The following is a 21,224-nucleotide window of genomic DNA, read 5'->3' on the forward strand; positions in this document are numbered from 1 at the left end:
CCGGCGAAGCGCCATCGATGGCAGTCGGGGTGACGGCCCGGTCAGCGCCATTGGCATGGCTACAGCAATTGGATCCCGAAGCGTCGAACCAGCAACGCAAACAGCCAGAAGCACGCCACCGTGATCAGCACGCAGGCCAGCAGGGTCGGCCAGAAGCCGAGGCGTGGCAGCAGGACCGGGAAGGCCAGGAACATCGGCAGCGTCGGCACCACGTACCAGAACGTGTACCAGGCGTGGTTGGCGATCTTCGCCTGTGGTTGGCGCTCGACGTACAGCCAGATCAGCGCCAGCACGGTGACCAGCGGCAGCGCGGCGAACAGGCCGCCGAGGCGATCGCTGCGTTTGGCGACTTCGGAGACGAGCACCACCACGGCGGCGGTGATCAGGTATTTGGTGACAAGCCAGAGCATTGGATGATTTCCTGAAGCGATGCGATCAGCTGCGCAGCGTGCGGCCGTAGGCATGCACTTCGTCCACCAGCACCTTGACGTGTTCCGGGTGCACTTCCGGGGTGATGCCGTGGCCGAGATTGAACACGTGGCCGGGGTGGTTGCCGTAGCTGTCGAGCACGGCGCGGGCTTCGCGGCGGATCACCTCGGGGCTGGCACGCAGGATGGCCGGGTCGAGATTGCCCTGCAGCGCGACCTTGCCGGCGACGGCGCGACGGGCATCGGCCAGGTCGATGGTCCAGTCCACGCCGAGCGCGGCGCAGCCGCTGTCGGCCATCTCGGCCAGGTGCGCGCCGGCGCCCTTGGAGAACAGGATCACCGGCAGTTCGTGCGCGATCGCGTCAGCTTTGACCGCGGCAACGATCTGCGCCATGTAGCGCAACGAGAATTCGCGGAACGGCGCCGGGCCGAGCAGGCCGCCCCAGGTGTCGAAGATCATCAGTGCCTGCGCGCCGGCAGCGGCCTGGGCGAGCAGGTAGGCGGTGACGGACTGGGCCAGCGTGTCGAGCAACTGGTGGGCGAGCTTGGGCTGGTTCCAGCACATCGCCTTGAGCGTGGCGAAATCCTTCGAGCCATGGCCTTCGACCATGTAGCAGGCCAGCGTCCACGGGCTGCCGGAGAAACCGATCAGCGGCACGCGGCCGTGCAGCTCCCGGCGGATCAGTCGCACCGCGTCCATCACGTAGCGCAGTTCGCCATCCATGTCGGGCACGGCAAGTTTCGCGATGTCGGCCGCCGTGCGTACCGGATGCGCGAACTGCGGGCCTTCGCCCTGCGCGAACGACAGGCCCAGGCCCATCGCGTCGGGGATGGTGAGAATGTCGGAAAACAGGATCGCGGCGTCGAGCTCGAAGCGTTCCAGCGGCTGCAGGGTGACTTCGCAGGCGTACTCGGGGTTCTGCGCCAGCCCCATGAAGCTGCCGGCGCGCTCGCGGGTGGCACGGTATTCGGGCAGGTAGCGGCCGGCCTGGCGCATCACCCAGATCGGCGTGGTGTCGGTCGGTTCGCGGCGCAGGGCGCGCAGGAAGCGGTCGTTCTGCAGCACATCATTCATTTCGTTCAACGTCCGTACGGGCCTTCCAGCCCCTGGGCAAACATCAGGCGGTAGCCGCGCTTGAGCTGGGCATCGCGGGCTTTCTCGAAGGCGGCAATCGCCTCGTCGCGCTCCAGGTACTGCTCGCGCTTCATGCTGGCGCGACCGCCCTGGATGCCGGATTCGCGGTACAGCGTCCAGCCACCGAGCAGGTCCTGCTCCAGCGTGATCTGGACGTAGCGTGGTGCCTCGGCGCTGCCGGGCACGGTTTGCAGATAGAGGCGCATGGGTTCCAGGGATGGAGCACGGCGGACAGCACAGTTTATAGGATTTGCGCCTGCGCACCCCGGCCGCGCGGTTTGTCCGTGTGCAGAAGCCCGGGCGATGCTCTTGCGAATCCCGAATCCCGCGAGAACAGCACCGCCCGCTCGCGGCTCCTACAGGACGGTGAGTACGTCGGTCTCGCTTACCCCACTGACGATTTCGGCCTGGCCGATGCCGCGCCACAGGATCAGCCGCAGCGTGCCGGCGGTGTTCTTCTTGTCAAGTCGCATCAGCGCCAGCAGTTGCTGCGGATCCATGCCGGGCGGAATCGTCACGGGCAGGCCGAGGGTTTCCAGCAGGCGTTGCAGGCGGCTGGTGGCGGCGGCGTCACTCATGCCCAGTCGTTCTGACAGGCGTGCCGCCAGCAACATGCCGACCGCCACACCCTCGCCGTGCAGCAAGGTGGTGTAGTGGCCGGCGGTTTCCAGCGCGTGGCCGAAGCTGTGGCCGAAGTTGAGCAGGGCACGTTCGCCCTGTTCGGTTTCGTCGCGGGCGACCACGCCGGCCTTGTACTGCACCTTGCGCGCGATCGCTTCCTGTACGACGACCGGTTCGCGCGCGGCGATTGCCTCGGCATGGCGTTCCAGCCAGGTGAAGAATGGCTCGTCGCCGATTGCCGCGCCCTTGATCACTTCGGCCAGACCGGCGCGGTATTCGCGGTCGGGCAGGGTGTCCAGGGTATCGATGTCGGCGATCACCGCGCGTGGCTGATGAAAGGCACCGGCGAGGTTCTTGCCGACCGGCAGGTTGACCCCGGTCTTGCCGCCGACCGAGGAGTCGACCATCGCCAGCAAGGTGGTCGGCATCTGGATGAAGTCGATGCCGCGCATCCAGCAGGCGGCGCTGAAACCGGCGAGGTCGCCGACCACGCCGCCGCCCAGCGCGATCACACAGGCATCGCGGGTGGCACCGAGCTGGCCCAGTGCCTCCAGCGCGCGGCCGACGTTGGCAAAGGTCTTGTGCGCCTCGCCATCGTCGAGCAGGAACGACGACCAGTGCAGACCGTCCAGTCCCGCCTCGATGCGCGGCAGGTACAGCGGCGCCACCGTGGTATTGCTGAGCACCAGCGCATGTCGGCCGCGCAGCCGCGCGCGCCAGCGGGCGTGATCGCCGAGCAGGCCGCTGCCGATCCAGACCGGATAGCTGCGCTGGCCGAGCGCGACATGGATGTGCTGGATTGCCGACGGGTTCATGCGTGCTGCCTGGATGGTGCGGATGGACGTTGCCAGTGCTGGTCGATCAGTGCGATGCAACGCTCGCTGGCGCTGGCGACGCTGCCGTGTTCGCCGGGAATGGCGAGGTCGGCCAGCTCGCGATAGAGCGGTTCGCGTACCTCGGCCATCGCCTGCAGCCGTTCGCGCCGATCGGGCACGTCCAGCAGCGGGCGACGATGATCGCGTTCGAGCCGTTCGAGCTGCTGTGCAATGGTGGTCTGCAACCAGATCACGTAGCCGCGCTCGCCCAGGTGTGTTCGATTGCATTCGGCCAGCACGGCGCCCGCGCCGGTGGCCAGCAATACGCCGGAGCGCCGGCTGATTTCCTCCAGCAGCGTGCTTTCGCGCTGGCGGAATCCCGCTTCGCCCTCGACTTCGAAAACCGTGCTCACGTCGACGCCGCAATGACGTTCGATCTCCTGGTCGAGATCGATGAAGAACAGGCCATAATGCGTGGCAAGCCGTCGCCCGATCGAGGTCTTGCCGGCGCCGGTCGGACCGATGATGAACAGGTTGTGCGACGGATTCATGGCTGAATGCTAGCAGGGCCGATCGGCCTGATTCGATGGGGCAACGTTGACCAGCCTCTCGCATCCGGACGGCGCGATCAGCTTGCTCCAGTCAGTTACGACGAACAGCGAGGAGGATAGTGGTGAGCGAACGTATCCTGTTGGCCGGATGCGGTGACCTGGGCGAACGCGTGGCGCAGCGGCTGCTCGCCGATGGCGCTGAAGTCTGGGCGCTGCGGCGGCATCCACCGGCACGCGGCACGGCGGGCATCCACTGGTTGCGCGGTGACCTGACCGACCCCGCCAGCCTGGGTGAATTGCCCGCAGGCATCACCGACGTGATCTATTTGCCGGCGCCCGACGTGCGCGACAAGGCAAGTTATCGGGCAGTGTACGTGGATGGCTTGCGCCACCTGCTGGAAGCGCTCGACCGCCGTCAGCTGCGGCGGTTGCTGTTTGTTTCATCCAGCGCGGTCCATGGCGAACATGATGGCGACTGGGTCGACGAGGCCACGCCCGTCGCTCCGCTAGGTTTCAATGGCGCGGTGCTGCACGAGGCCGAGCAATGGCTGGCGGAACAGCCGCTGCGTTCCGTCGTGTTGCGACTGGCCGGTTTGTACGGGCCGGGCCGGTTGCAATTGATCGAACGCCTGCGCACGGGGCAGTTGCGGGTGCCGCGCGAAGCGCCGCACTGGGCCAACCGGATCCATGTCGACGACGCCGCGGCAGCAATCGTGCATTTGCTGCAACTGGCCGACCCGTTGCCGCTTTACCTGGGCGTCGACGACACGCCGATGCCGCTGGACGAGCTGTACGATTTCCTGGCCGCGCTGACCGATGCGCCGCTGCCCGGCGAAGGGCCCCCACCGGTCGGCGTCGGCAGCAAGCGGCTCAGCAACGCCCGCTTGCGGGCCAGTGGCTGGGCGCCGCAATGGCCCGATTCGCGCGAAGGTCATGCCGCGCTGTTCGACAACTGATACCCACGGAGAAGCGTCATGGCGAGAACCATTCCACACCATCAGGTCAGCACCAGCAACGAGATTCCCGGTTGCCGCATCGTCCGTTCCTTCGGCATCGTGCGTGGCATCACCGTGCGTTCGCGCAGCGTGGTGGGCAACCTCGGCGCCGCGTTGCAGACCATCGTCGGCGGCAACATCTCGATCTATACCGAGCTGTGCGAGAAGGCGCGGGAGGAAGCCTTCGAACTGATGCTGCAGCATGCCGCGGCCTTGGGCGCGAACGGCGTGGTGGCGATGCGCTATGACGCAAACGAAGTGGCGCAGGGCGTCACCGAAGTGCTGGCCTATGGCACGGCGGTGCAGGTGGAGGCGTCAACGTAGCGTGATTTTGCACTGCGGCTTGTGGCTTTCGACAACCGCGGTCCAGACTGCAGTTTCGGGTCGGGGGAAGCGCAGCGTGCCGCTTGCACGAGTTCAATGGAGAGATGCCATGTCCGTAGCCAAGGTCATCGAAATCAATGCTTCGTCCGCCAAGGGTGTGGAAGACGCCGTGCAACACGGTCTGAAGAAGGCCGCCGAGTCGGTGAAGAACATCAAGGGCGCCTGGGTCAACGAGATCAAGGTGGTCACCGGCGACGACGGCACGGTGACCGAGTGGCGGGTCAACATGAAGGTCAACTTCGTGGTTGATTGATGAGGCGGAGAGCGGGGAACAGCGAACGGGGAACAAAACCGGAACCAGGGATCGCGGCAGCGCGATGCGTTTCCCGTTTCCCGTTCCCCGCGTCACCCGTGACTGAGGCCGGTCACGTGACGATCGTCGTCGTATTCCACGCAGGTATCCGACAGCGCCGGCAAGGTGGCCAGAGCGTGTCGACTCAGGCGCTCGAAGTGGGCGAGAAACCGCTCCATCGCCTCGGCGTCCATGGCCAGTGGTGCGTGGCGCGCCAGCAGCTCCTGTTCCTGTTCGCCACGCCAACGCCGCACGATCTCCCAGCCTGGCGCCTGCAGCACGATCAAGGCGTCGAACTTGCGCCATAGCGGCTGATAGCCGCGCAACTGTTTGTTGACCCAGTGCCGCCAGCTGCCGTCGGTGTCCTCGGTGCGCTCCAGTTCGTTGACCGGCCTGGCCAGGGCGGCCTGCAACTGCGGCCGGATGCCCAGCGCCCAGCCTTCCACGATCACCAGCTCCGGCGGCCTGACGATGCGCGGCCAGCGCGATGGCGGAAAGCGGGTATCGCGCCCCTTGTCGAAGCGCGGATGCAACACGGGCAATCGCTCCGAGGCATGCGGCAAGGCGGCCAGCACCGACATCAGCAATTCAATCTCGTGGGTGCCGGGCACGCCGCGCGTGCGCAGCAGCGGATGGACTTCACGCGCCAGTGCCTCGCGCTCGCTGCGGGCGTAGTAGAAGTCGTCCAGCGAGAGCACTTCGGTGGCCCAGCCACGTGCTTCGGCCTGTACCTTCATCACCCGCGCGAGCGTGCTCTTGCCGCTGCCCTGCAGGCCGGAGAGCCCGAGGATATATGTCCGGCGCGAGCGCGCGATGCGCCCTGCGTACTGGTCGAGCAGATGGCCGGCGAGGGCTTCATTGTGCAGGTCGGCGATGGACGTCATCCGCAAGACACCTTGGTTCCCGGAGCTACTCCCGCCATCGGCAGGCGGTGATCGGGCAGTATCCCCCAAACGGGTGCCTCCCCACCCCCTTCACGCGGAGCAGGGCAGGATGGCGCCGCCATCCGGGCTGGAGAGCTATTGGGGGGCTGGGACATTGCACTATCATTGCTCAGGTTCATCCGCACCATGATGGCGCGTGTCGGCCACGATGCAAAAGGAAAGTTTCAAACATCATGCTCAAACCCGAGATCCTGGACACCTTTCTGCGCTTGCTGGACGAGGCCAAGGCCAGTGGCGACCGCGAGCCGACGGCGATGAACCTTTCCACGGTCGACGCTTCCGGCCGCGTCGCCTCGCGCATCGTGCTGCTCAAGGGTGCCGACGAGCGCGGATTCCGCTTCTACACCAATTACCAGAGCGACAAGGGCGGCCAGCTCGAGGCGCATCCGCAGGTGGCGTTGTGCTTCCACTGGAAGCAGCTGCGCGAGGGCGTGCAGGTGCGCGTGGAGGGCGCGGCGCGGAAGCTGCAGGACGAGGAGTCCGATGCGTATTTCGCCAGCCGCCCGCGCGGCAGCCAGATCGGCGCCTGGGCCTCGCTGCAGTCGCAGACCTTGCCTGATCGCGAGACTTTCGAGCAGCGCGTGGCGCGCTTCGAGCAACAGTTCGAGGGGCACGAGGTCACCCGGCCGCCGCACTGGGGCGGCTTCGTGGTCGAGCCGGACGCGCTGGAGTTCTGGTACGGCGCCGAGTTCCGCCTGCACGAGCGGGTGCGCTGGGATCGTCACGGCCAGACCTGGACCAGTCGGCTGCTCTATCCGTGAGCCGGTCGCTGCCTGCCCAGCACGTGGCGCAGGACCGCTTCGTCGTGCACACCCGCGGACGCGGCTTCAATGACATCACCGCGCAGGTGGCCGATGCGCTGGCCAGCAGCCACGTGCAACTCGGCATCGCGAATGTGTTCACCGCGCATACCAGCTGTTCCCTGCTGCTCGGCGAGAACGCCGATCCGGCGGTGGGTAGGGACCTGGAGCGCTGGTTTGCCCGCGCAGTAGCCGACGGCGATCCGATCTTCGAACACGATGAGGAAGGCCCCGACGACATGCCGGCGCATATCCGCTCGATCCTCACCGGCGTCAGCCTGGTGGTGCCGGTACACGGCGGCAAGCTGCTGCTGGGAACCTGGCAAGGCATCTATCTGTGGGAACACCGGCTCGACCCGCACCAGCGCAGGGTGACGGTGACCGTGCTGGGGCATTGATGGATCGCCACGTGTCCGACCACTACCCGCAGCGCATCGTCTGCCTGACGGAAGAACCCACCGAGGTGCTCTACGCGCTGGGCGAGGAACACCGCATCGTCGGCATCTCCGGCTTCACCGTGCGACCGCCGCGGGCGCGCAGGGAGAAGCCCAAGGTATCGGCCTTCACCAGCGCCAAGGTCGGCGAAATCCTGAAACTGGAACCTGACCTGGCAATCGGTTTCTCCGATATCCAGGCGGACATCGCGCGCGAGCTGATCAAGTGCGGCGTGGAGGTGTGGGTCAGCAACCATCGCAGCGTCGACGGCATCCTGGCCTACATCCGGCGGCTGGGCGCGATGGTCGGCGCACATGAAAAGGCCGAGGCGTACGCGAAACGCGCCGAGCGGCACATTGCCGACATCCGCGCCGCCGTGGTGCAACTGCCGCGGCGGCCGAAAGTGTATTTCGAGGAATGGGACGAGCCGATCATCACCGGCATCCGCTGGGTCGCCGAAATCATCGGACTCGCCGGCGGCGACGACTGTTTCCCCGAACTGGCCCGCGAGCCGCTGGCGAAACAGCGCATCCTGCCCAACGGCGACGAAGTGGTGCGGCGCGCGCCGGACATCATCCTCGGCTCATGGTGCGGCAAGCGTTTCCGGCCGGAGAAAGTGGCGGCGCGGCCGGGCTGGGACACCATCCCCGCGGTGCGCAACGGCGACCTGTACGAGATCAAGTCGCCGATCATCCTGCAGCCGGGGCCGGCGGCGTTGTTCGACGGGCTGGATGCGATCCACCGGATCATCGCGGAGTGGGCGCTGCGCTGAGCTTTTTGTTGCTGAGAAAGCGGGTGCAGTCGCGGTGGTTTCACCCGGCTTTGATGGCTTGAAGTGCAGAGCTTTCACCCTCCTGCGGAGGGCGAGGTACTTCTCTTTTGCTTGTCCAAAAGAGAAGTACCCAAGAGAAAATGACCCCCCGCTTCCGCGCCTTGCGGACATCCTGTCCGCAAGGTTCGCGTGCGGGTTGCGGGGTTTGTCGACAGCCCATCCATGGGCTGACGCCAAACTGGCCGGCATCCATGCCGGCCACCCTGCGGGCTTTCCTCCACCCGCCCGCCGCTGCAGAGGGGCCCCGGGTAGAGCAACGCGCATCCTGCGCGTACTTTTCAGAACAGCCAGGTCAAGAGCGATGCAACAGCGGAGCGACGGCGTCGCTGTTGCTTTTCAGCTTCATCACCGAGTGCGGGCCACGATGGCCCGCTGCTCTACCGGGGTCCCTTGTGCGGCGGTGAGACGGGGTCGACAGGCTGCGCAGCGGGCATCGACATGGATGTCGATGCCTTTTCGCCAGGGCAGGATGCCCTGTCGAAAAGCCCGGCCCCGGCTCACGGACTTGGCGGGCAGGCGAGGGCATGGATGCCCGAGTTGAGGCAACGCAGGAGCGGTTGCCCGATGCCCGGCAAGCGCCAAGCGGGGTGGCCTTTCTCTTTGGTTAGCTTTCTCTTTGGCCACGCAAAGAGAAAGTAACTCGGCCTCCGCAGGAGGTCGAAAGCTCTTGCTTTTGATCAGGCATCACACGACAAAAGCCTCGCGACCGAAGTCGCTCCCACTACGGCAGGAAACTCAGGCCCCCAACGCCAACCGCGCCCCCAGATCAAGCAGCGGCGCGGCGATCAGCAGCCGCGCCAGCAGCAGCACAATCATTACGACCATCGGCCCGAAGTCGATCTGGCCGGCGACCAGCTTGCCGCGCAATGGGCGCAACAGCGGCGCGACCAGGACGCTCGCCAGTTTCAGCAGCGGGTGGCGCTGGTCGACCGAGAACATGCTCAGCAGCGACCAGCCGAAGATCAGCACCAGATAGAACAGCAGGGCGAAATCGAGCAGTTCGGCCAGCGACAGCACGAGCAGGCCCAGCGGGTGCGCATCACGCCGAGAAGGGCGAACAGCAGCACGCGCTTGAGCAGCATCGCCAGCCACGCCAGCAGCAGGGCAGACAGGTTGATCCGGCGCCAGTTCGGCAGCACTCGCCGGATCGGCGCCAGCACCGGATTGGTGTAGCGGTAGATGAGTTGGCTGAGCGGGTTGTGGAAGTCGGCCCGGCAGGCCTCGGCGGCCACGCGCAACAGCAGCAGGGTGACCGCGGCTTCGAAGGCCAGCTCGATCAGCATGGACACGGCATTCAGCAGGTAGCTCATGACAGCTGGTCCAATTCGGCGGCCAGTTCCACCCCGCGGCGGGTGGCGGCATCGACGGCGCGGGCCACGATGCGCGGCAGGCCGTCGGCGGCGAAGCTCTCCAGCGCGGCCTGGGTGGTGCCGTGGGGCGAGGTGACGCGCTGGCGCAGCACGGCCGGATCCTCGCCACCTTCGACCAGCATGCGGCCGGCGCCAAGGCAGGTCTGCGCAGCCAGCGCGCGCGCGGTATCGCGGGGCAGCCCCTGCGCCACGGCGGCCGCCTCCAGCGCTTCCACCATGGCGAAGAAATAGGCGGGGCCGGAGCCGGAGATGGCCGTGACGGTATCCATCAGCGCCTCGTCATCGATCCAGCGGGTGATGCCGGCGGCATCGAGGATGTGCTGTGCCTGCGCCTTCTGTGCCGGACTGACCCGGTTGTTGGCGCACAGGCCGGTGGCGCCGGCGCCGATCAATGCCGGCGTGTTGGGCATGCAGCGCACGATCGGCAGGCCGTTGCCGAACCAGCGTTCCAGCTGGTCGAGCCGTACGCCGGCGGCGATCGAGATCAGCAGCGGACGGTTGCGCTGGAGCGTCTCGCGCAGCTCGATGTGGATCGCCGGCATGATCTGCGGCTTCACGGCCAGCACGATCACCTCGGCTTCCGCCACGGCAAGCCGGTTCTCGGCATAGCAGGCAATGCCGAACTCGCGCCCCAGTGTCTGGCGCGCTTCCGCCAGCGGCTCGGCCACGCTGATCGTGGCCGGCGCCACGCCGGTCTTCAGCAGGCCGCCGATCAGGCTGCGCGCCATGTTGCCGCCGCCGATGAAGGCAAGTCGTGTCATGCAGGGCTCCTTAGAGAGTCATCCAGACCGCGTACCTTACCGGAGCGGGCGCGGTCCCGGCCGATTCCGCTCGCGGGAGCTGCCCGGTCGGGACTGGCATCGGGACGGCGGTGAGCCTCGGGCCGCGCGTTTTTCGACAGGGTGCCCAAACCGGGTCGACACTTTGCACCACGACGACTGGAAAGACTGGCCGCACAGCCGCTTGCGCGAGTAGTATCGGCCCGGCTACAGGGGATTCGGGTCGTTCCTCCGGAGGTGCTGGCGCCTTGCAACAGGCGTTTCGGCGCACCACGTCCGGGAGTGATCCGCGGTCCGGGTTGTGGCACACGAATTCATGCCATCCAGACGATCGGTTTAGGGGAAACGACTTCATGGACATTGCCGAACTGCTTGCCTTCTCGGTAAAGAACAAGGCCTCGGACCTGCATCTGTCCGCCGGCTTGCCGCCGATGATCCGCGTTGATGGCGATGTCCGCCGCATCAACATTCCGGCGCTTGAACACAAGCAGGTGCACTCGCTGATCTACGACATCATGTCGGACAAGCAGCGGCGCGATTACGAAGAGTTCTACGAAACCGACTTCTCGTTCGAGATACCCGGACTGGCCCGCTTCCGCGTCAACGCATTCAATCAGAACCGTGGCGCCGGCGCGGTGTTCCGTACCATTCCGTCCGAAGTGCTGACCCTGGAAGACCTCGGTTGCCCGCGCGTGTTCAAGGAACTGATCGAGCAGCCGCAGGGCCTGATCCTGGTGACCGGGCCGACCGGCTCGGGCAAGTCGACCACGCTGGCAGCGATGGTCGACCACATCAACAAGAACGAATACGGGCACATGCTCTCGGTCGAGGACCCGATCGAGTTCGTGCACACGTCGCAAAAATGCCTGATCAACCAGCGCGAAGTGCATCGCGATACGCTGGGCTTCAACGAAGCCTTGCGCTCGGCGTTGCGCGAGGATCCGGACTACATCCTGGTCGGCGAGTTGCGCGACCTGGAGACCATCCGCCTGGCGCTGACCGCCGCGGAAACCGGCCACCTGGTGTTCGCCACCGTGCATACCAGCTCGGCGGCCAAGACCATCGACCGCATCATCGACGTGTTCCCCGCCGGCGAGAAGCCGATGGTGCGCTCGATGTTGTCCGAGTCGCTGCGCGCGGTCATTTCGCAGTCGCTGCTGAAGAAGGTCGGTGGCGGCCGCATCGCGGCGCACGAGATCATGGTCGGCATCCCGGCGATCCGCAACCTGATCCGCGAGGACAAGGTGGCGCAGATGTATTCGTCGATCCAGACCGGCCAGCAGTTCGGCATGCAGACGCTGGACCAGTGCCTGCAGGACCTGGTCAAGCGCGGCCTGGTGACCCGTCAGGAGGCCTCGACGTACGCCAAGAACAAGGACAGCTTCAAGTGAAGCAGGGATTCGGGATTCGGGTGACCAGCCTTCGGCTGTTGAAAACCGGGATTGGCGATCGCCAGCGCCCGGCCCCGGTTCCCGACGGCGGTTTTTTGACGAATCCCGAATCCCCAATCTCGAATCCCTGAGGTAAAGCCATGAGCGACTTTGATTTCACCTCCTTCCTGAAGCTGATGGTGCACAAGAAGGCGTCGGACTTGTTCATCACCGCCGGCGTGGCGCCGTCGATGAAGGTGCAGGGGCGCATCGTGCAGATCACGCAGAGCCCGCTCAGCGTGCAGCAGTCGCGCGACATGGTGCTCAACGTGATGACGCCGAGCCAGCGCGAGGAGTTCGAGAAGACCCACGAGTGCCAGTTCGCGATTTCCGCGCAGGGCGTGGGCCGCTTCCGCGTGTCGTGCTTCTACCAGCGCAACTGCGTCGGCATGGTGCTGCGCCGGATCGAGTCGAAGATCCCGACGATCGAGGAGCTGACGCTGCCGCCGGTGCTCAAGCAGCTGGCGATGACCAAGCGCGGCATCATCGTTTTTGTCGGTGCCACCGGTTCGGGCAAGTCGACCTCGCTGGCAGCGATGATCGGCTACCGCAACCTGAACTCGACCGGCCACATCATCACCATCGAGGATCCGATCGAATACGTGCACAAGCACGAAGGTTGCATCATCACCCAGCGTGAAGTCGGCATCGATACCGACAGCTGGGACAACGCGCTGAAGAACACGCTGCGTCAGGCGCCGGACGTGATCATGATTGGCGAGGTGCGCACGCGCGAAGGCATGGATCACGCGATTGCGTTCGCCGAAACCGGCCACCTGGTGCTGTGCACCCTGCACGCGAACAATGCGAACCAGGCGATGGATCGCATCCTGCATTTCTTCCCGGAAGACCGTCGCCAGCAGTTGTTGATGGATCTGTCTTTGAACCTGAAGGGCATCGTGGCGCAGATGCTGATTCCCACTCCGGACGGCAAGGCCCGCCGCGTGGCGGTGGAAGTGCTGCTGGGTACGCCGCTGGTGCAGGATTACATTCGCCAGGGCGAGATCCACAAGCTGAAGGAGGTCATGAAGGAATCCACCCTGCTTGGCATGAAGACGTTCGACCAGAGCCTGGTCGAGCTTTACCACGCCGGCGAGATCAGCTACGAAGATGCCTTGCGCTACGCGGACAGCTCCAACGAGGTGCGCCTGCGCATCAAGCTGGCGCAGGGCGGCGATGCGCATACGCTGTCGCAGGGCCTGGACGGGGTGGAACTGGAGGAGACGCGCGACTCTAACAACCTCGGCGGCGCCAACTTCCTCAATCGCTGAAATCATCGCAGGATGAAGGAAAAGGCGCCCGGGAGGGCGCCTTTTCCGTTTCAACTGGCAGCATGGCTGCCGTCAGACGTGATGACCTTCCGCCGAATTACTTCTCGGCCATGCCGACGGTCAGGCCGCTGGCATCGACGCTCTTGACGCCTTTGACGCCCTTGGCGATGCGTTCGGCGGCGGCTTTTTCCGCCGCGCTCGTCACCGTGCCGCTCAAGGTCACCACGCCATCGCTGGTCGTCACCGAGATGTCTGTCGCCGAGACGCCCTTGGTGGTGCCGAACTCGGACTTCACCTTGGTGGTGATCCATGCATCGGCGGCCTTGTCGGGAACCGTCTGGTTGTCCGACGCCTTCTGCATGAAGCCAGCGCTGCCCTGCGCCATGACCTGGCCGAACGGGATGGCCGCGAAGCCGAACATCATGGCCGTGGCATAAAGGCTGGTGCGGATCTTGGAGTTTCGCATGTCGGTCTCCCTCACTGGGTGAAAGGGCCTGCCGGCGGCAGGCGGGGATGCCTTGAAAGTGGCTTCCGTGGAGACATGGCACCAGCCCGGGAGTGAAGGGCGTGTCGGCGCGGCGCGGCGTCGTTCAGCCTTCGATCACCGACGCAAACGCGGCGTCATGGAGATGTTCAATCGGCGCAGGGCACAAAAAAGCCGAGGCGCGATCGCGCCCCGGCTTCTGGCTGGCTTGAGCCTTTACTTGAGCAGGGTCTGGCTGGTGATCACCATTCCGTTCTTGTCCACGTGCATTTCGGCGTCGATGCTGTCGATCCGCTCGGCCTGGGCCTTCATCGCGGCGAACTGTGCCTTCGAGCGGGCCAGTTCGTCGGCAGCGGCGGTGGCATTGCCGTTGTCGTCCATCGACGGCTCGTCGCTCTTGCCGAGCGTCGCCGTGGCGGCGGCCAGTGTGTCCAGCTTCTGCTCCATCAGTTGCAGCCAGTTGACGTACATCGCGCCGCTGATGTGCATGCGCGTCATCTGGCCTGCGTCGCCGCCGGGATCTTTCAAGGTGTCCGTCAGGTGGCTGTCCTCGCCTGCGCCGACGCCGAGCGCCAGCGCCTTTTCGCTCATCGCAACCCATGCGGGTTGCCCCAGCATGCTGACCATGTCCTGCGGCAGCGGCTGCGGCTTGCCGTCACGGCCGGGTTTCACCTGGGCCAATGCGGGGACCATCATCTGACCCATGGCCAGCAGTCCTTCGGGGTTGCTGGTGCCAAGCACCACGCGCCCGGTGAACGAGGGCATGGCGGAGTCCTTGCCGGAAGTCAGCGAATCCAGCGCGATGCGCAGCCCGAGCATGTCGCCGAACGGCGGAATCGCTGCCTTCTGCATGGCCGGGCCCAACTTGGCGAAGCTGTCGTTGAGATCGGTCAGCGAGGCGCAGGTGAACGGCTTGGCCGCCACCGCATCGGCCTGGGCCATCCAGAACGTGCGCAGGCTGGCGATCGGCAGCGCGAAGCTGACATCGAACGGCGCGGCGCCGCTCTTGCCCAGACCCGGCAATTCGACCTTCAGGCCGGCGAAAGCCTGGCTGATGTCGTCGGCCAGGGCAATGTCGACGCGGGCGTCCTGGTGCTTCACGTCGAGCTTCGTGTAGCCGAAGCTGACGCGTGGAACCCGCGCGGCAATGCGGGCCGCATCCGTGCTGCAGCTGGGCGACGTCTGCAACTGGGTGGCCACCGGTTCGCCGGTCTTCGCCGAGACGGCCTGGGCGCGTGCCTTCTGGATCGCCTCCATCAGCGGATCCTTGCCGCTCACCGCCAACGGCAGTGCGCGGGTGAGATCGAGTTCGCCGACCAGCCACTTCCGGTAGCCCTTGTCCTTGGCCAGGGTGGCCAGACGACCATCGTCCTGCAGGTTCTTCTGCGGCCGGTCCAGACCGAGCGCCTGGCGCAACAGCGCCGGCGATGCATCGCTGGGCAACAGTGCGGCCACGGCCTGCTTGCCGACGGTGGCCAGGATCATCTGCGTGCCCGAGGCCACGGAGATGAAGCGGCGGTAGGCCTGCTTGTCGATGCTGGTCACTTCCAGCTTCTTGCCGTAGGCGGTTTCCAGCCGGCCGACGAAGGCATCGAACGCAGCGGTGTCACTCAGTTCGATGCGCGCGACCGGGGCGAGCCCGAGGCCGTAGAACGCGGAATAACCCTTGAGGTTGATGCCTGCGCCCTGGGCGAAGCTCTCGATCGTCTTGCCCTTGAACTCGGCACGCAGCGCACGCAGCAGGCGCGCCCCTTCCGGGTCCTTCGCGGCCAGCTTGTCGGCGGCGGCATCGAGTTGCGCCAGCTGCGACGGCAGTTGCGCATCGGCCTGCGCGAGCAGGGCGCCACGGGTGCTGTCGTCCATGGTGTCGAGATTGGCGATCACGTATGGCGTGTCTGCCGGCACGTAAGCCAGTGGTGCGTCCTTGTCCTTGTGCCCGCAGGCCGCCAGCATGATGCCGGCGAAGCCCAGCGCGATGTATCGCGTCGTCGATCGCATGGTGGTCCCCAGTGTGGTGAATGATGCGTCGGCCATTATGCCCGCTTGTCCCGGGCGTTGCTGCAGTGCCGTAGTCCGTCCGTTCAGCGCGCCAGCACTTCGTTCAGCACGGCCATGCGCACGAACACGCCATTGCCGACCTGCTCCAGGATGCGCGACTGCGCACCGTCGGCCACGTCCGAGGCAATTTCGATACCGCGATTGATCGGGCCGGGATGCATCACCAGGCAAGCGGGCGCGGCCCGCGCCAGACGCCGGCGGTCCAGCCCGTAGTGGGCGAAATAGGCCGCCTCGTCGGGCAGCTCGATGTCGACCATGCGCTCCTTCTGCAGGCGCAGCATGATGACTGCGTCGGCGCCTTCGATGGCCTCGTCGAAATCGGCATGACGCGTGCCCAGCGGGACTTCTTCCAGCGTCGGCATCAGTTCGGTCGGTCCGCACAGGCGAATCTGCTTCACGCCGAGTGCGGTGAAGGCGTTGATGTCCGAGCGTGCCACCCGCGAGTGCCTGATGTCGCCGCAGATGACGATGCGCAGGTTCTCGAAATCCGGCCGGTGCTGGCGGATGGTCAGCGCGTCCAGCAGGCCTTGCGTGGGGTGTGCCCGGTTACCATCGCCGGCATTGATCACCGACACTCCGCTCATGGCGTGGCGCACCAGTTCGTCCGGCGTGCCGGACTGTTTGTGGCGCACGACGATCGCGTCCAGATGCATCGCCTCCAGCGTGTGCAGGGTGTCGAACAATTCCTCGCCCTTGCTGGTGGAGGACAGGCCGAGGTCGAAGTTGATCACGTCCGCGCCCAGCCGCCGTGCGGCCAGCTCGAACGAGGTGCGGGTGCGCGTGGACGGTTCGAAGAACAGGTTCAGCACGGTGCGGCCGGCCAGCATGTCGAGCTTGCGAGTGCCGTGGGCGCAGGCGTCACGCAGCGCTTCGGCGCGATCGAGCAGGCGCTCGATGGTCTCGCGCGGGAGATTTTCCAGGGTGGTCAGGTGACGCAGGCGAGGACTCATGGCAGGCGGTCTGCAGGTGGGAAAGGGTTCAGTGATCGGAGCGGGTGACGCTGCCCACCGCGCCCGTGCCAAGCCAGCGCTCGAGCACGACCGCGGCGGCTTCGGCATCAATGGCGGCGGCATCGCGACGACGCTTCAGACCCAGCGCGCGGGCGCTGGCGAAACGCTGCGCGGCTTCCTGCGAGCTGTGGCGTTCGTCGACCAGAATCACGGGAAGCCCGTAGCGTTCCTGCAATTGCACCGCGAAGCGCCGCGCGCGCCGACTGGCTGCTTGCTCGGCGCCATCCAGGGTCAGCGGCAGGCCGACCACGAGGGTGTCCGGCTGCCACTCCCGGCGCAGCGCATCGAGCCGGTTCCAGTCGGGCGTGTCGTCATGCACGGCGAGCGTGGTCAGTGCGCGCGCGCTGGCGGTGAAGGTGTTGCCGATCGCCACGCCGGTGAGCTTGCTGCCGACATCGAAGCCGAAGGCGCAGCTCATGCGTGGCCCGCGTAGCCGGACAACTGGCGCGGATCGAATCCGACCAGGCCAGCCGCGGCGCTCCAGCGTTCCTCCAGCGGCGTGTCGAACACCACCCGGTCGCTGGCTTCGGCCGTCAACCAGGCATTCGCCATGATTTCCTGTTCCAGTTGCCCGGCCTCCCAGCCGGCATAGCCGAGCACCATGATGGCCTGGCGCGGGCCTTCACCGGCGGCCATCGCCACCAGGATGTCGCGTGAGGTGGTGACCGACCAATGGTCGTCGATGCGGTAGCTGGAGTCCCAGTTGCCAGGCTCGCGGTGCAGCACGAAGCCGCGCTCCTGCTGCACCGGGCCGCCGATCAGCACCGGCGCGTCGGCCAGTTCGCTGTCGGCGCACTCCAGTTTCATCTGCGCCAGCACGTCGCCGAAGCTGTATTCGGACAACTGGTTCACCAGCAGGCCGACCGCACCATCCTCATCGTGCTGGCACAGCAGGGCCACGCCGCGCGAGAACGGCGGCTCGGCCAGATTCGGCATGGCGATCAGGAAGTGTCCGGTGAGTGTCGATGGCTGCACGGCGGTCATGCACGCATTGTAAGCGCAGTGCGCGTCGTTCGCTTGCGCGGCAGTTCGTCGTATTCAGCGGGTCTGCAGGACGTTGTCGGGCTGGAAGCGCCAGGTGCGGGTAATGTTGAGCTGGTCGATGTGTTCGGCGCTTTTCGGGGCTGGCGGGAACGGAGCGGCCAGCCGCACGATGCGCTCGGCGGCGGCATCCAGCAACTTCTGGCCGGAGCTCTGGATGACCTCGATGCTCTTGATGCTGCCATCGAGGTTGAGCACCACGGTGAGCAGCACGTCGCCGTGCAGCCCCTGGCGGCGGGCTTCTTCGGGATAGTTCAGATTGCCGACCCGTTCGACGCGGTCGGACCAGCCGCGCATGTAGGCGGCATAGGCGTATTCGCGGGTACTCGCGGTGAGGTATTTCACTTTCGGTCGCTTGGCGTAGTCGACCTTCTTCTTGCGCAGTTCGGCGGCCAGCTGGGCAATCGCTTCGCGGCGCTTCAGTTCCTCGGCCGTCGGGGTTTGCTGCTGCGGATCCACCTGGCTACGCGCGGTGTCGCTGGCGACCTCGAAGTCGCTGGCGCGGCTGGTGGTGACCATGCGGGTCGGCGTGGCCTCGCGTGGCTGCGGCGTGGTCGCATCGACCGGTTGCGCGGCAATGCCGGGGTCGGGCTTGGGGATCGCGCCGGAAAACAGTTCCGACGGGCGCGCGGCACGATCGCTCCGGCCACCGCCGGTGTTGTTGGCCTGGGCCAGAAAGTCCGCCTTGTCCGGCGCCTGCCGATTGGCCACGTTGACCAGGGTGACGTCCAGCGTGGGCAGGCTGGGCGAGGGTTTCACGAAGTGGAAGGTGATGCCGAGCAACAGCACGCCATGCAGGAGCAGCGAGAACAGGAACGTGGCGCCGATCGGATCGGGTGGGGAGTTGACGGTGGCAGTGTGGCTCACGCGGCGCGGTTTCCGATGACATGCTGTTCGATGACGTCGAACAGCTGGCCGGCAATGTTAAGCCCGAACTGGGCGTCGAGTTCACGCACGCAGGTCGGGGATGTGACGTTGATCTCGGTCAGGTAGTCGCCGATCACGTCGAGCCCGACGAAAACCAGTCCGCGCCGGCGCAGTTCGGGCGCCACCTGCTCGACGATCCAGCGATCGCGATCGGACAGCGGGACGCCCTCGCCGCGACCGCCAGCGGCCAGGTTGCCGCGGAACTCGCTGCCCTGCGGGATGCGCGCCAGCGCGTAGGGAACCGGCTCGCCATCGATGACCAGGATGCGCTTGTCGCCTGCGGTGATCTCCGGGATGTATTTCTGCGCGATCGCGAACTGCTGCCCGCCGCCGTGGGTGTCGCCGCCCAGCAGGGTTTCCAGCATCGAGTTGAGGTTGCTGTCGCCAGCCCGGGCCCGGAAAATTCCGCGGCCGCCCATGCCGTCCAGTGGCTTGAGCACCACTTCGCCATGCTCGGCGGTGAACCGGCGCAGCTCGTCGGCATCGCGCGCGACCAGGGTGGGCGCGATGCATTGCATGAACTGCAGGGCAAACAGCTTCTCGTTGCAGTCGCGCAACGAACGCGGGTCGTTGATGACCGCGACGCCTCCGCGCTGAGCGGCTTCCAGCACCATCGTGTCGTAGATGAACTGCGCGTCGACCGGTGGATCCTTGCGCATCAGCACCACGTCGAGCTCGCGCAGGTCATGCCACCTGGCGTTGCCCAGGCGATGCCAGTGCTGCGGATCGTCATGCACCTGCAGCACCGCCGAGCGCGCCCATGGCTCGCCGTTGCGCAGCGCAAGGTCGCCCTGTTCGAGGTAATGCAGCGAATGGCCGCGGCGCTGCGCTTCCAGCAGCATGGCAAAGCTGCTGTCCTTGGCCACCTTGATTGCGCCGATGGGGTCCATCAGCACGCCGACCGAGAGGGTCATCGCGATTCTCCGTGAGGGGCAGTCCCGTGGGGGTGAGCGGGTCATCAGGCCGCTATACTAAGATGGAAGACCGGCCAGGCGGTCGAATTGCGTCGAGGCTGTCGTGAGTGGCCCGATGGTGCCACTATGGGTCACCTTGTGCGGTCGTCAGGCAGCACGGGTGATTACTGCTTGACAGTCTCGGCGGGCAGGCAGTAAACAGCAAAGCCATCGGATTCACCGTCCCAGAGCGGTTGCCGATGGCTCGATGAAGAATATTTTTGCATGCGCACCGTCCGGCATGGCTGTTGCATGACGTGGTGCCTATCCTGAGCTCGGGGCGGGCCGCAGGGGGAGTGAGTGAATTTGAACGTGAGTGCTAACGACTTGGCTGGTCTCAAGGTCATGGTGATCGATGACTCCAAGACCATCCGCCGCACGGCGGAAACCCTGCTCAAGAAAGAGGGTTGCGACGTGCTGACTGCCGTGGACGGATTCGAGGCCCTGGCCAAGATCTCCGACCAGAAGCCGGCGATCATCTTCGTCGACATCATGATGCCGCGACTGGATGGCTATCAGACCTGCGCGCTGATCAAGAACAATCCGCAGTTTCGCGCCACGCCGGTGATCATGCTGTCCTCCAAGGATGGTCTTTTCGACAAGGCGCGCGGGCGCATCGTGGGTGCCGAACAGTATCTGACCAAGCCGTTCACGCGGGACGAGCTGCTTGGTGCCATCCATCGCCATGTCAGTTCGGTAGCGAGCCACTGACTGCAGATTCTGAGGGGGACCTGTGGCCAATATTCTCATCATCGACGACTCGCCGACCGACGTTCGCGTGTTCACCACCCTGCTTGAGCGGGCGGGACACCAAGTGACGGCCGTCAGCGCGGCCGAGGACGGTATCGAGCGCGTGCGCGCCGATCTGCCCGACCTCGTCATCATGGACGTCATCATGCCCGGCATGAACGGGTTCCAGGCAACGCGCACGCTGACGCGCGACCCGAAGACCCAGAACGTGCCGATCGTGATGATCACCACCAAGTCGATGGAAACCGATCGGGTATGGGGCCTGCGCCAGGGGGCGCGTGCCTTCATCACCAAGCCGGTGAACGAAAAAGAGCTGCTGGCCTGCATCAACGAATTGTTGCCGAGCGAGAAATGAACCAATCCGTCAACCGCACTCCTTTCGAGATCCTTGCCCAGTACGAGCGACTGTCGCTGGCACACGCGTCGGACACGCAGGAGAAATTCGAGGCGCCCGGACTCTGGCGCGGGATCGGCTTCCGGGTGGGTTCGCGCCTGCTGGTCAGCAGCATCGACGAGATCAACGAGCTGCTGGCGGTGCCGGTGCTGACGCCGGTACCCGGTACCCAGCCATGGCTGCTCGGCGTGGCCAACGTGCGCGGCAACCTGGTGCCGGTGATCGACTTCGGTCGATTCCTGTTCGGCGACCGCACGCAACATACGGATCGCACCCGACTGCTGGTGGTACGCCAGGGCGGCGGCAATGTCGCGTTGCTGGTGGACGAAGTGTTCGGTCAGCGCACGGTGGACGAAGAGCAGCGGCGCGACGCCGGGCACGAAGAGGATCCGCGACTGACCCGCTTCGTTGACAGCCGGGTGGGCGAGCAGCAATTGGCGATTTTCAGCATGAACCGGCTGGTGCGTGCGCCGGATTTCCGCCAGGCCGCCGCCTGAGCAAGAACGGGCGGGAGCGGCATGGAGG

General features: G+C 65.8%; 27 protein-coding genes. 11 read left to right on the forward strand and 16 right to left on the reverse strand.

Annotation, left to right across the window (positions count from 1 at the left end; all coding sequences use genetic code 11):
- Window positions 1-59 precede the first annotated feature (59 nt).
- The 5 genes from ACQGNJ_RS09060 to ACQGNJ_RS09080 all read right to left on the reverse strand — a co-directional run bounded on the left by ACQGNJ_RS09060 (window position 60) and on the right by ACQGNJ_RS09080 (window position 3,550).
- Window positions 60-410 (reverse strand): DUF3147 family protein, encoded by a 351-nt coding sequence (locus tag ACQGNJ_RS09060; protein WP_426688915.1) that lies wholly within the window; start codon window positions 408-410, stop codon window positions 60-62.
- A 25-nt stretch (window positions 411-435) separates the two neighbouring features.
- Window positions 436-1,503, reverse strand: coding sequence for a uroporphyrinogen decarboxylase (hemE, locus tag ACQGNJ_RS09065; RefSeq protein WP_426688916.1), 1,068 nt, complete (start codon window positions 1,501-1,503; stop codon window positions 436-438).
- 5 nt (window positions 1,504-1,508) lie between these two features.
- Window positions 1,509-1,769: a WGR domain-containing protein gene (locus tag ACQGNJ_RS09070; RefSeq protein ID WP_426688917.1), complete on the reverse strand. Its 261-nt coding sequence runs from the start codon at window positions 1,767-1,769 to the stop codon at window positions 1,509-1,511.
- 150 nt (window positions 1,770-1,919) lie between these two features.
- Window positions 1,920-2,999: a 3-dehydroquinate synthase gene (gene aroB / locus ACQGNJ_RS09075; protein ID WP_426688918.1), complete on the reverse strand. Its 1,080-nt coding sequence runs from the start codon at window positions 2,997-2,999 to the stop codon at window positions 1,920-1,922.
- Window positions 2,996-3,550, reverse strand: coding sequence for a shikimate kinase (locus ACQGNJ_RS09080; RefSeq protein WP_426688919.1), 555 nt, complete (start codon window positions 3,548-3,550; stop codon window positions 2,996-2,998). The genes aroB and ACQGNJ_RS09080 overlap by 4 nt, the downstream gene beginning before the upstream one ends.
- Before the next feature lie 122 nt (window positions 3,551-3,672).
- Here ACQGNJ_RS09080 and ACQGNJ_RS09085 point away from each other — a divergent pair, with 122 nt between their 5' ends.
- The 3 genes from ACQGNJ_RS09085 to ACQGNJ_RS09095 all read left to right on the forward strand — a co-directional run bounded on the left by ACQGNJ_RS09085 (window position 3,673) and on the right by ACQGNJ_RS09095 (window position 5,182).
- Complete coding sequence (locus ACQGNJ_RS09085) at window positions 3,673-4,506, forward strand: NAD-dependent epimerase/dehydratase family protein (RefSeq protein WP_426688920.1); 834 nt, start codon at window positions 3,673-3,675, stop codon at window positions 4,504-4,506.
- An 18-nt stretch (window positions 4,507-4,524) separates the two neighbouring features.
- Window positions 4,525-4,869, forward strand: coding sequence for a YbjQ family protein (locus ACQGNJ_RS09090; RefSeq protein ID WP_426688921.1), 345 nt, complete (start codon window positions 4,525-4,527; stop codon window positions 4,867-4,869).
- Window positions 4,870-4,978: 109 nt separating this feature from the next.
- Window positions 4,979-5,182 (forward strand): dodecin family protein, encoded by a 204-nt coding sequence (locus ACQGNJ_RS09095; RefSeq protein WP_426688922.1) that lies wholly within the window; start codon window positions 4,979-4,981, stop codon window positions 5,180-5,182.
- Window positions 5,183-5,274: 92 nt separating this feature from the next.
- On the opposite strand, the gene ACQGNJ_RS09100 is transcribed toward ACQGNJ_RS09095, so the two are convergent.
- The gene (locus tag ACQGNJ_RS09100; protein ID WP_426688923.1) at window positions 5,275-6,105 is read right to left on the reverse strand and encodes a kinase; all 831 of its coding nucleotides are present in this window, start codon (window positions 6,103-6,105) and stop codon (window positions 5,275-5,277) included.
- 233 nt (window positions 6,106-6,338) lie between these two features.
- Here ACQGNJ_RS09100 and pdxH point away from each other — a divergent pair, with 233 nt between their 5' ends.
- Genes pdxH through ACQGNJ_RS09115 form a run of 3 tightly spaced genes read left to right on the forward strand, consistent with a single transcriptional unit; the run spans window position 6,339 to window position 8,172 of the window.
- Window positions 6,339-6,926: a pyridoxamine 5'-phosphate oxidase gene (gene pdxH, locus ACQGNJ_RS09105; RefSeq protein ID WP_426688924.1), complete on the forward strand. Its 588-nt coding sequence runs from the start codon at window positions 6,339-6,341 to the stop codon at window positions 6,924-6,926.
- Window positions 6,923-7,363 (forward strand): secondary thiamine-phosphate synthase enzyme YjbQ, encoded by a 441-nt coding sequence (locus tag ACQGNJ_RS09110; protein ID WP_426688925.1) that lies wholly within the window; start codon window positions 6,923-6,925, stop codon window positions 7,361-7,363. Before pdxH ends, ACQGNJ_RS09110 begins: the two co-directional genes overlap by 4 nt.
- Window positions 7,363-8,172 (forward strand): cobalamin-binding protein, encoded by an 810-nt coding sequence (locus ACQGNJ_RS09115; protein WP_426688926.1) that lies wholly within the window; start codon window positions 7,363-7,365, stop codon window positions 8,170-8,172. The genes ACQGNJ_RS09110 and ACQGNJ_RS09115 overlap by 1 nt, the downstream gene beginning before the upstream one ends.
- A gap of 795 nt (window positions 8,173-8,967) precedes the next feature.
- Here the strand turns inward: ACQGNJ_RS09115 and ACQGNJ_RS09120 are convergent.
- Genes ACQGNJ_RS09120 through proC form a run of 3 tightly spaced genes read right to left on the reverse strand, consistent with a single transcriptional unit; the run spans window position 8,968 to window position 10,363 of the window.
- On the reverse strand, window positions 8,968-9,249 hold the full coding sequence (locus ACQGNJ_RS09120) for a YggT family protein (RefSeq protein WP_426688927.1): 282 nt from the start codon (window positions 9,247-9,249) through the stop codon (window positions 8,968-8,970).
- Window positions 9,195-9,542 carry a YggT family protein gene (locus ACQGNJ_RS09125; protein ID WP_426688928.1) on the reverse strand — a complete coding sequence of 116 codons (348 nt, stop codon included), beginning with the start codon at window positions 9,540-9,542 and terminating at the stop codon, window positions 9,195-9,197. Before ACQGNJ_RS09125 ends, ACQGNJ_RS09120 begins: the two co-directional genes overlap by 55 nt.
- Window positions 9,539-10,363 carry a pyrroline-5-carboxylate reductase gene (gene proC / locus ACQGNJ_RS09130; protein WP_426688929.1) on the reverse strand — a complete coding sequence of 275 codons (825 nt, stop codon included), beginning with the start codon at window positions 10,361-10,363 and terminating at the stop codon, window positions 9,539-9,541. Before proC ends, ACQGNJ_RS09125 begins: the two co-directional genes overlap by 4 nt.
- A gap of 371 nt (window positions 10,364-10,734) precedes the next feature.
- Here proC and ACQGNJ_RS09135 point away from each other — a divergent pair, with 371 nt between their 5' ends.
- A complete protein-coding gene (locus ACQGNJ_RS09135) occupies window positions 10,735-11,772 on the forward strand; it encodes a type IV pilus twitching motility protein PilT (RefSeq protein ID WP_426688930.1) in 1,038 nt (345 codons plus the stop codon).
- Between the two features lie 140 nt (window positions 11,773-11,912).
- Complete coding sequence (locus tag ACQGNJ_RS09140) at window positions 11,913-13,082, forward strand: PilT/PilU family type 4a pilus ATPase (RefSeq protein WP_426688931.1); 1,170 nt, start codon at window positions 11,913-11,915, stop codon at window positions 13,080-13,082.
- 97 nt (window positions 13,083-13,179) lie between these two features.
- Here ACQGNJ_RS09140 and ACQGNJ_RS09145 read toward each other — a convergent pair whose 3' ends face one another.
- From ACQGNJ_RS09145 to gshB, 7 genes are all read right to left on the reverse strand, one after another.
- Window positions 13,180-13,548 carry a BON domain-containing protein gene (locus ACQGNJ_RS09145; protein WP_426688932.1) on the reverse strand — a complete coding sequence of 123 codons (369 nt, stop codon included), beginning with the start codon at window positions 13,546-13,548 and terminating at the stop codon, window positions 13,180-13,182.
- 234 nt (window positions 13,549-13,782) lie between these two features.
- Entirely contained in the window at window positions 13,783-15,564 is a 1,782-nt protein-coding gene (locus tag ACQGNJ_RS09150) for a hypothetical protein (protein WP_426688933.1), read from the reverse strand.
- Between the two features lie 83 nt (window positions 15,565-15,647).
- Complete coding sequence (locus tag ACQGNJ_RS09155) at window positions 15,648-16,574, reverse strand: aspartate carbamoyltransferase catalytic subunit (RefSeq protein WP_426688934.1); 927 nt, start codon at window positions 16,572-16,574, stop codon at window positions 15,648-15,650.
- Window positions 16,575-16,602: 28 nt separating this feature from the next.
- A complete protein-coding gene (gene ruvX / locus ACQGNJ_RS09160; protein ID WP_426688935.1) occupies window positions 16,603-17,052 on the reverse strand; it encodes a Holliday junction resolvase RuvX in 450 nt (149 codons plus the stop codon).
- On the reverse strand, window positions 17,049-17,618 hold the full coding sequence (locus tag ACQGNJ_RS09165) for a YqgE/AlgH family protein (protein ID WP_426688936.1): 570 nt from the start codon (window positions 17,616-17,618) through the stop codon (window positions 17,049-17,051). Before ACQGNJ_RS09165 ends, ruvX begins: the two co-directional genes overlap by 4 nt.
- Window positions 17,619-17,672: 54 nt before the next feature.
- On the reverse strand, window positions 17,673-18,542 hold the full coding sequence (locus ACQGNJ_RS09170) for an energy transducer TonB (protein WP_426688937.1): 870 nt from the start codon (window positions 18,540-18,542) through the stop codon (window positions 17,673-17,675).
- On the reverse strand, window positions 18,539-19,516 hold the full coding sequence (gene gshB, locus ACQGNJ_RS09175; protein WP_426688938.1) for a glutathione synthase: 978 nt from the start codon (window positions 19,514-19,516) through the stop codon (window positions 18,539-18,541). The genes ACQGNJ_RS09170 and gshB overlap by 4 nt, the downstream gene beginning before the upstream one ends.
- A gap of 384 nt (window positions 19,517-19,900) precedes the next feature.
- Between gshB and pilG the strand changes: the two genes are divergently transcribed.
- Genes pilG through ACQGNJ_RS09190 form a run of 3 tightly spaced genes read left to right on the forward strand, consistent with a single transcriptional unit; the run spans window position 19,901 to window position 21,196 of the window.
- Entirely contained in the window at window positions 19,901-20,266 is a 366-nt protein-coding gene (gene pilG, locus ACQGNJ_RS09180) for a twitching motility response regulator PilG (RefSeq protein ID WP_426689067.1), read from the forward strand.
- Between the two features lie 22 nt (window positions 20,267-20,288).
- The gene (locus ACQGNJ_RS09185; protein ID WP_426688939.1) at window positions 20,289-20,660 is read left to right on the forward strand and encodes a response regulator; all 372 of its coding nucleotides are present in this window, start codon (window positions 20,289-20,291) and stop codon (window positions 20,658-20,660) included.
- Window positions 20,657-21,196, forward strand: coding sequence for a chemotaxis protein CheW (locus ACQGNJ_RS09190; protein ID WP_426688940.1), 540 nt, complete (start codon window positions 20,657-20,659; stop codon window positions 21,194-21,196). Before ACQGNJ_RS09185 ends, ACQGNJ_RS09190 begins: the two co-directional genes overlap by 4 nt.
- Window positions 21,197-21,224: the final 28 nt, after the last annotated feature.

Origin of the sequence: Rhodanobacter ginsengiterrae (assembly GCF_050026815.1) — a bacterium.
In the GTDB taxonomy this organism is placed as follows: domain Bacteria; phylum Pseudomonadota; class Gammaproteobacteria; order Xanthomonadales; family Rhodanobacteraceae; genus Rhodanobacter; species Rhodanobacter ginsengiterrae.

Bases quoted from the DNA above. Each gene is read 5' to 3' on its own strand.
- ACQGNJ_RS09060 (WP_426688915.1), bottom strand. From the start codon at position 410: ATGCTCTGGCTTGTCACCAAATACCTGATCACCGCCGCCGTGGTGGTG.
- hemE (WP_426688916.1), bottom strand. From the start codon at position 1,503: ATGAATGATGTGCTGCAGAACGACCGCTTCCTGCGCGCCCTGCGCCGC.
- ACQGNJ_RS09070 (WP_426688917.1), bottom strand. From the start codon at position 1,769: ATGCGCCTCTATCTGCAAACCGTGCCCGGCAGCGCCGAGGCACCACGC.
- aroB (WP_426688918.1), bottom strand. From the start codon at position 2,999: ATGAACCCGTCGGCAATCCAGCACATCCATGTCGCGCTCGGCCAGCGC.
- ACQGNJ_RS09080 (WP_426688919.1), bottom strand. From the start codon at position 3,550: ATGAATCCGTCGCACAACCTGTTCATCATCGGTCCGACCGGCGCCGGC.
- ACQGNJ_RS09090 (WP_426688921.1), top strand. From the start codon at position 4,525: ATGGCGAGAACCATTCCACACCATCAGGTCAGCACCAGCAACGAGATT.
- ACQGNJ_RS09095 (WP_426688922.1), top strand. From the start codon at position 4,979: ATGTCCGTAGCCAAGGTCATCGAAATCAATGCTTCGTCCGCCAAGGGT.
- ACQGNJ_RS09100 (WP_426688923.1), bottom strand. From the start codon at position 6,105: ATGACGTCCATCGCCGACCTGCACAATGAAGCCCTCGCCGGCCATCTG.
- pdxH (WP_426688924.1), top strand. From the start codon at position 6,339: ATGCTCAAACCCGAGATCCTGGACACCTTTCTGCGCTTGCTGGACGAG.
- ACQGNJ_RS09115 (WP_426688926.1), top strand. From the start codon at position 7,363: ATGGATCGCCACGTGTCCGACCACTACCCGCAGCGCATCGTCTGCCTG.
- ACQGNJ_RS09125 (WP_426688928.1), bottom strand. From the start codon at position 9,542: ATGAGCTACCTGCTGAATGCCGTGTCCATGCTGATCGAGCTGGCCTTC.
- proC (WP_426688929.1), bottom strand. From the start codon at position 10,363: ATGACACGACTTGCCTTCATCGGCGGCGGCAACATGGCGCGCAGCCTG.
- ACQGNJ_RS09135 (WP_426688930.1), top strand. From the start codon at position 10,735: ATGGACATTGCCGAACTGCTTGCCTTCTCGGTAAAGAACAAGGCCTCG.
- ACQGNJ_RS09140 (WP_426688931.1), top strand. From the start codon at position 11,913: ATGAGCGACTTTGATTTCACCTCCTTCCTGAAGCTGATGGTGCACAAG.
- ACQGNJ_RS09145 (WP_426688932.1), bottom strand. From the start codon at position 13,548: ATGCGAAACTCCAAGATCCGCACCAGCCTTTATGCCACGGCCATGATG.
- ACQGNJ_RS09150 (WP_426688933.1), bottom strand. From the start codon at position 15,564: ATGCGATCGACGACGCGATACATCGCGCTGGGCTTCGCCGGCATCATG.
- ACQGNJ_RS09155 (WP_426688934.1), bottom strand. From the start codon at position 16,574: ATGAGTCCTCGCCTGCGTCACCTGACCACCCTGGAAAATCTCCCGCGC.
- ruvX (WP_426688935.1), bottom strand. From the start codon at position 17,052: ATGAGCTGCGCCTTCGGCTTCGATGTCGGCAGCAAGCTCACCGGCGTG.
- ACQGNJ_RS09165 (WP_426688936.1), bottom strand. From the start codon at position 17,618: ATGACCGCCGTGCAGCCATCGACACTCACCGGACACTTCCTGATCGCC.
- gshB (WP_426688938.1), bottom strand. From the start codon at position 19,516: ATGACCCTCTCGGTCGGCGTGCTGATGGACCCCATCGGCGCAATCAAG.
- pilG (WP_426689067.1), top strand. From the start codon at position 19,901: ATGGTGATCGATGACTCCAAGACCATCCGCCGCACGGCGGAAACCCTG.
- ACQGNJ_RS09190 (WP_426688940.1), top strand. From the start codon at position 20,657: ATGAACCAATCCGTCAACCGCACTCCTTTCGAGATCCTTGCCCAGTAC.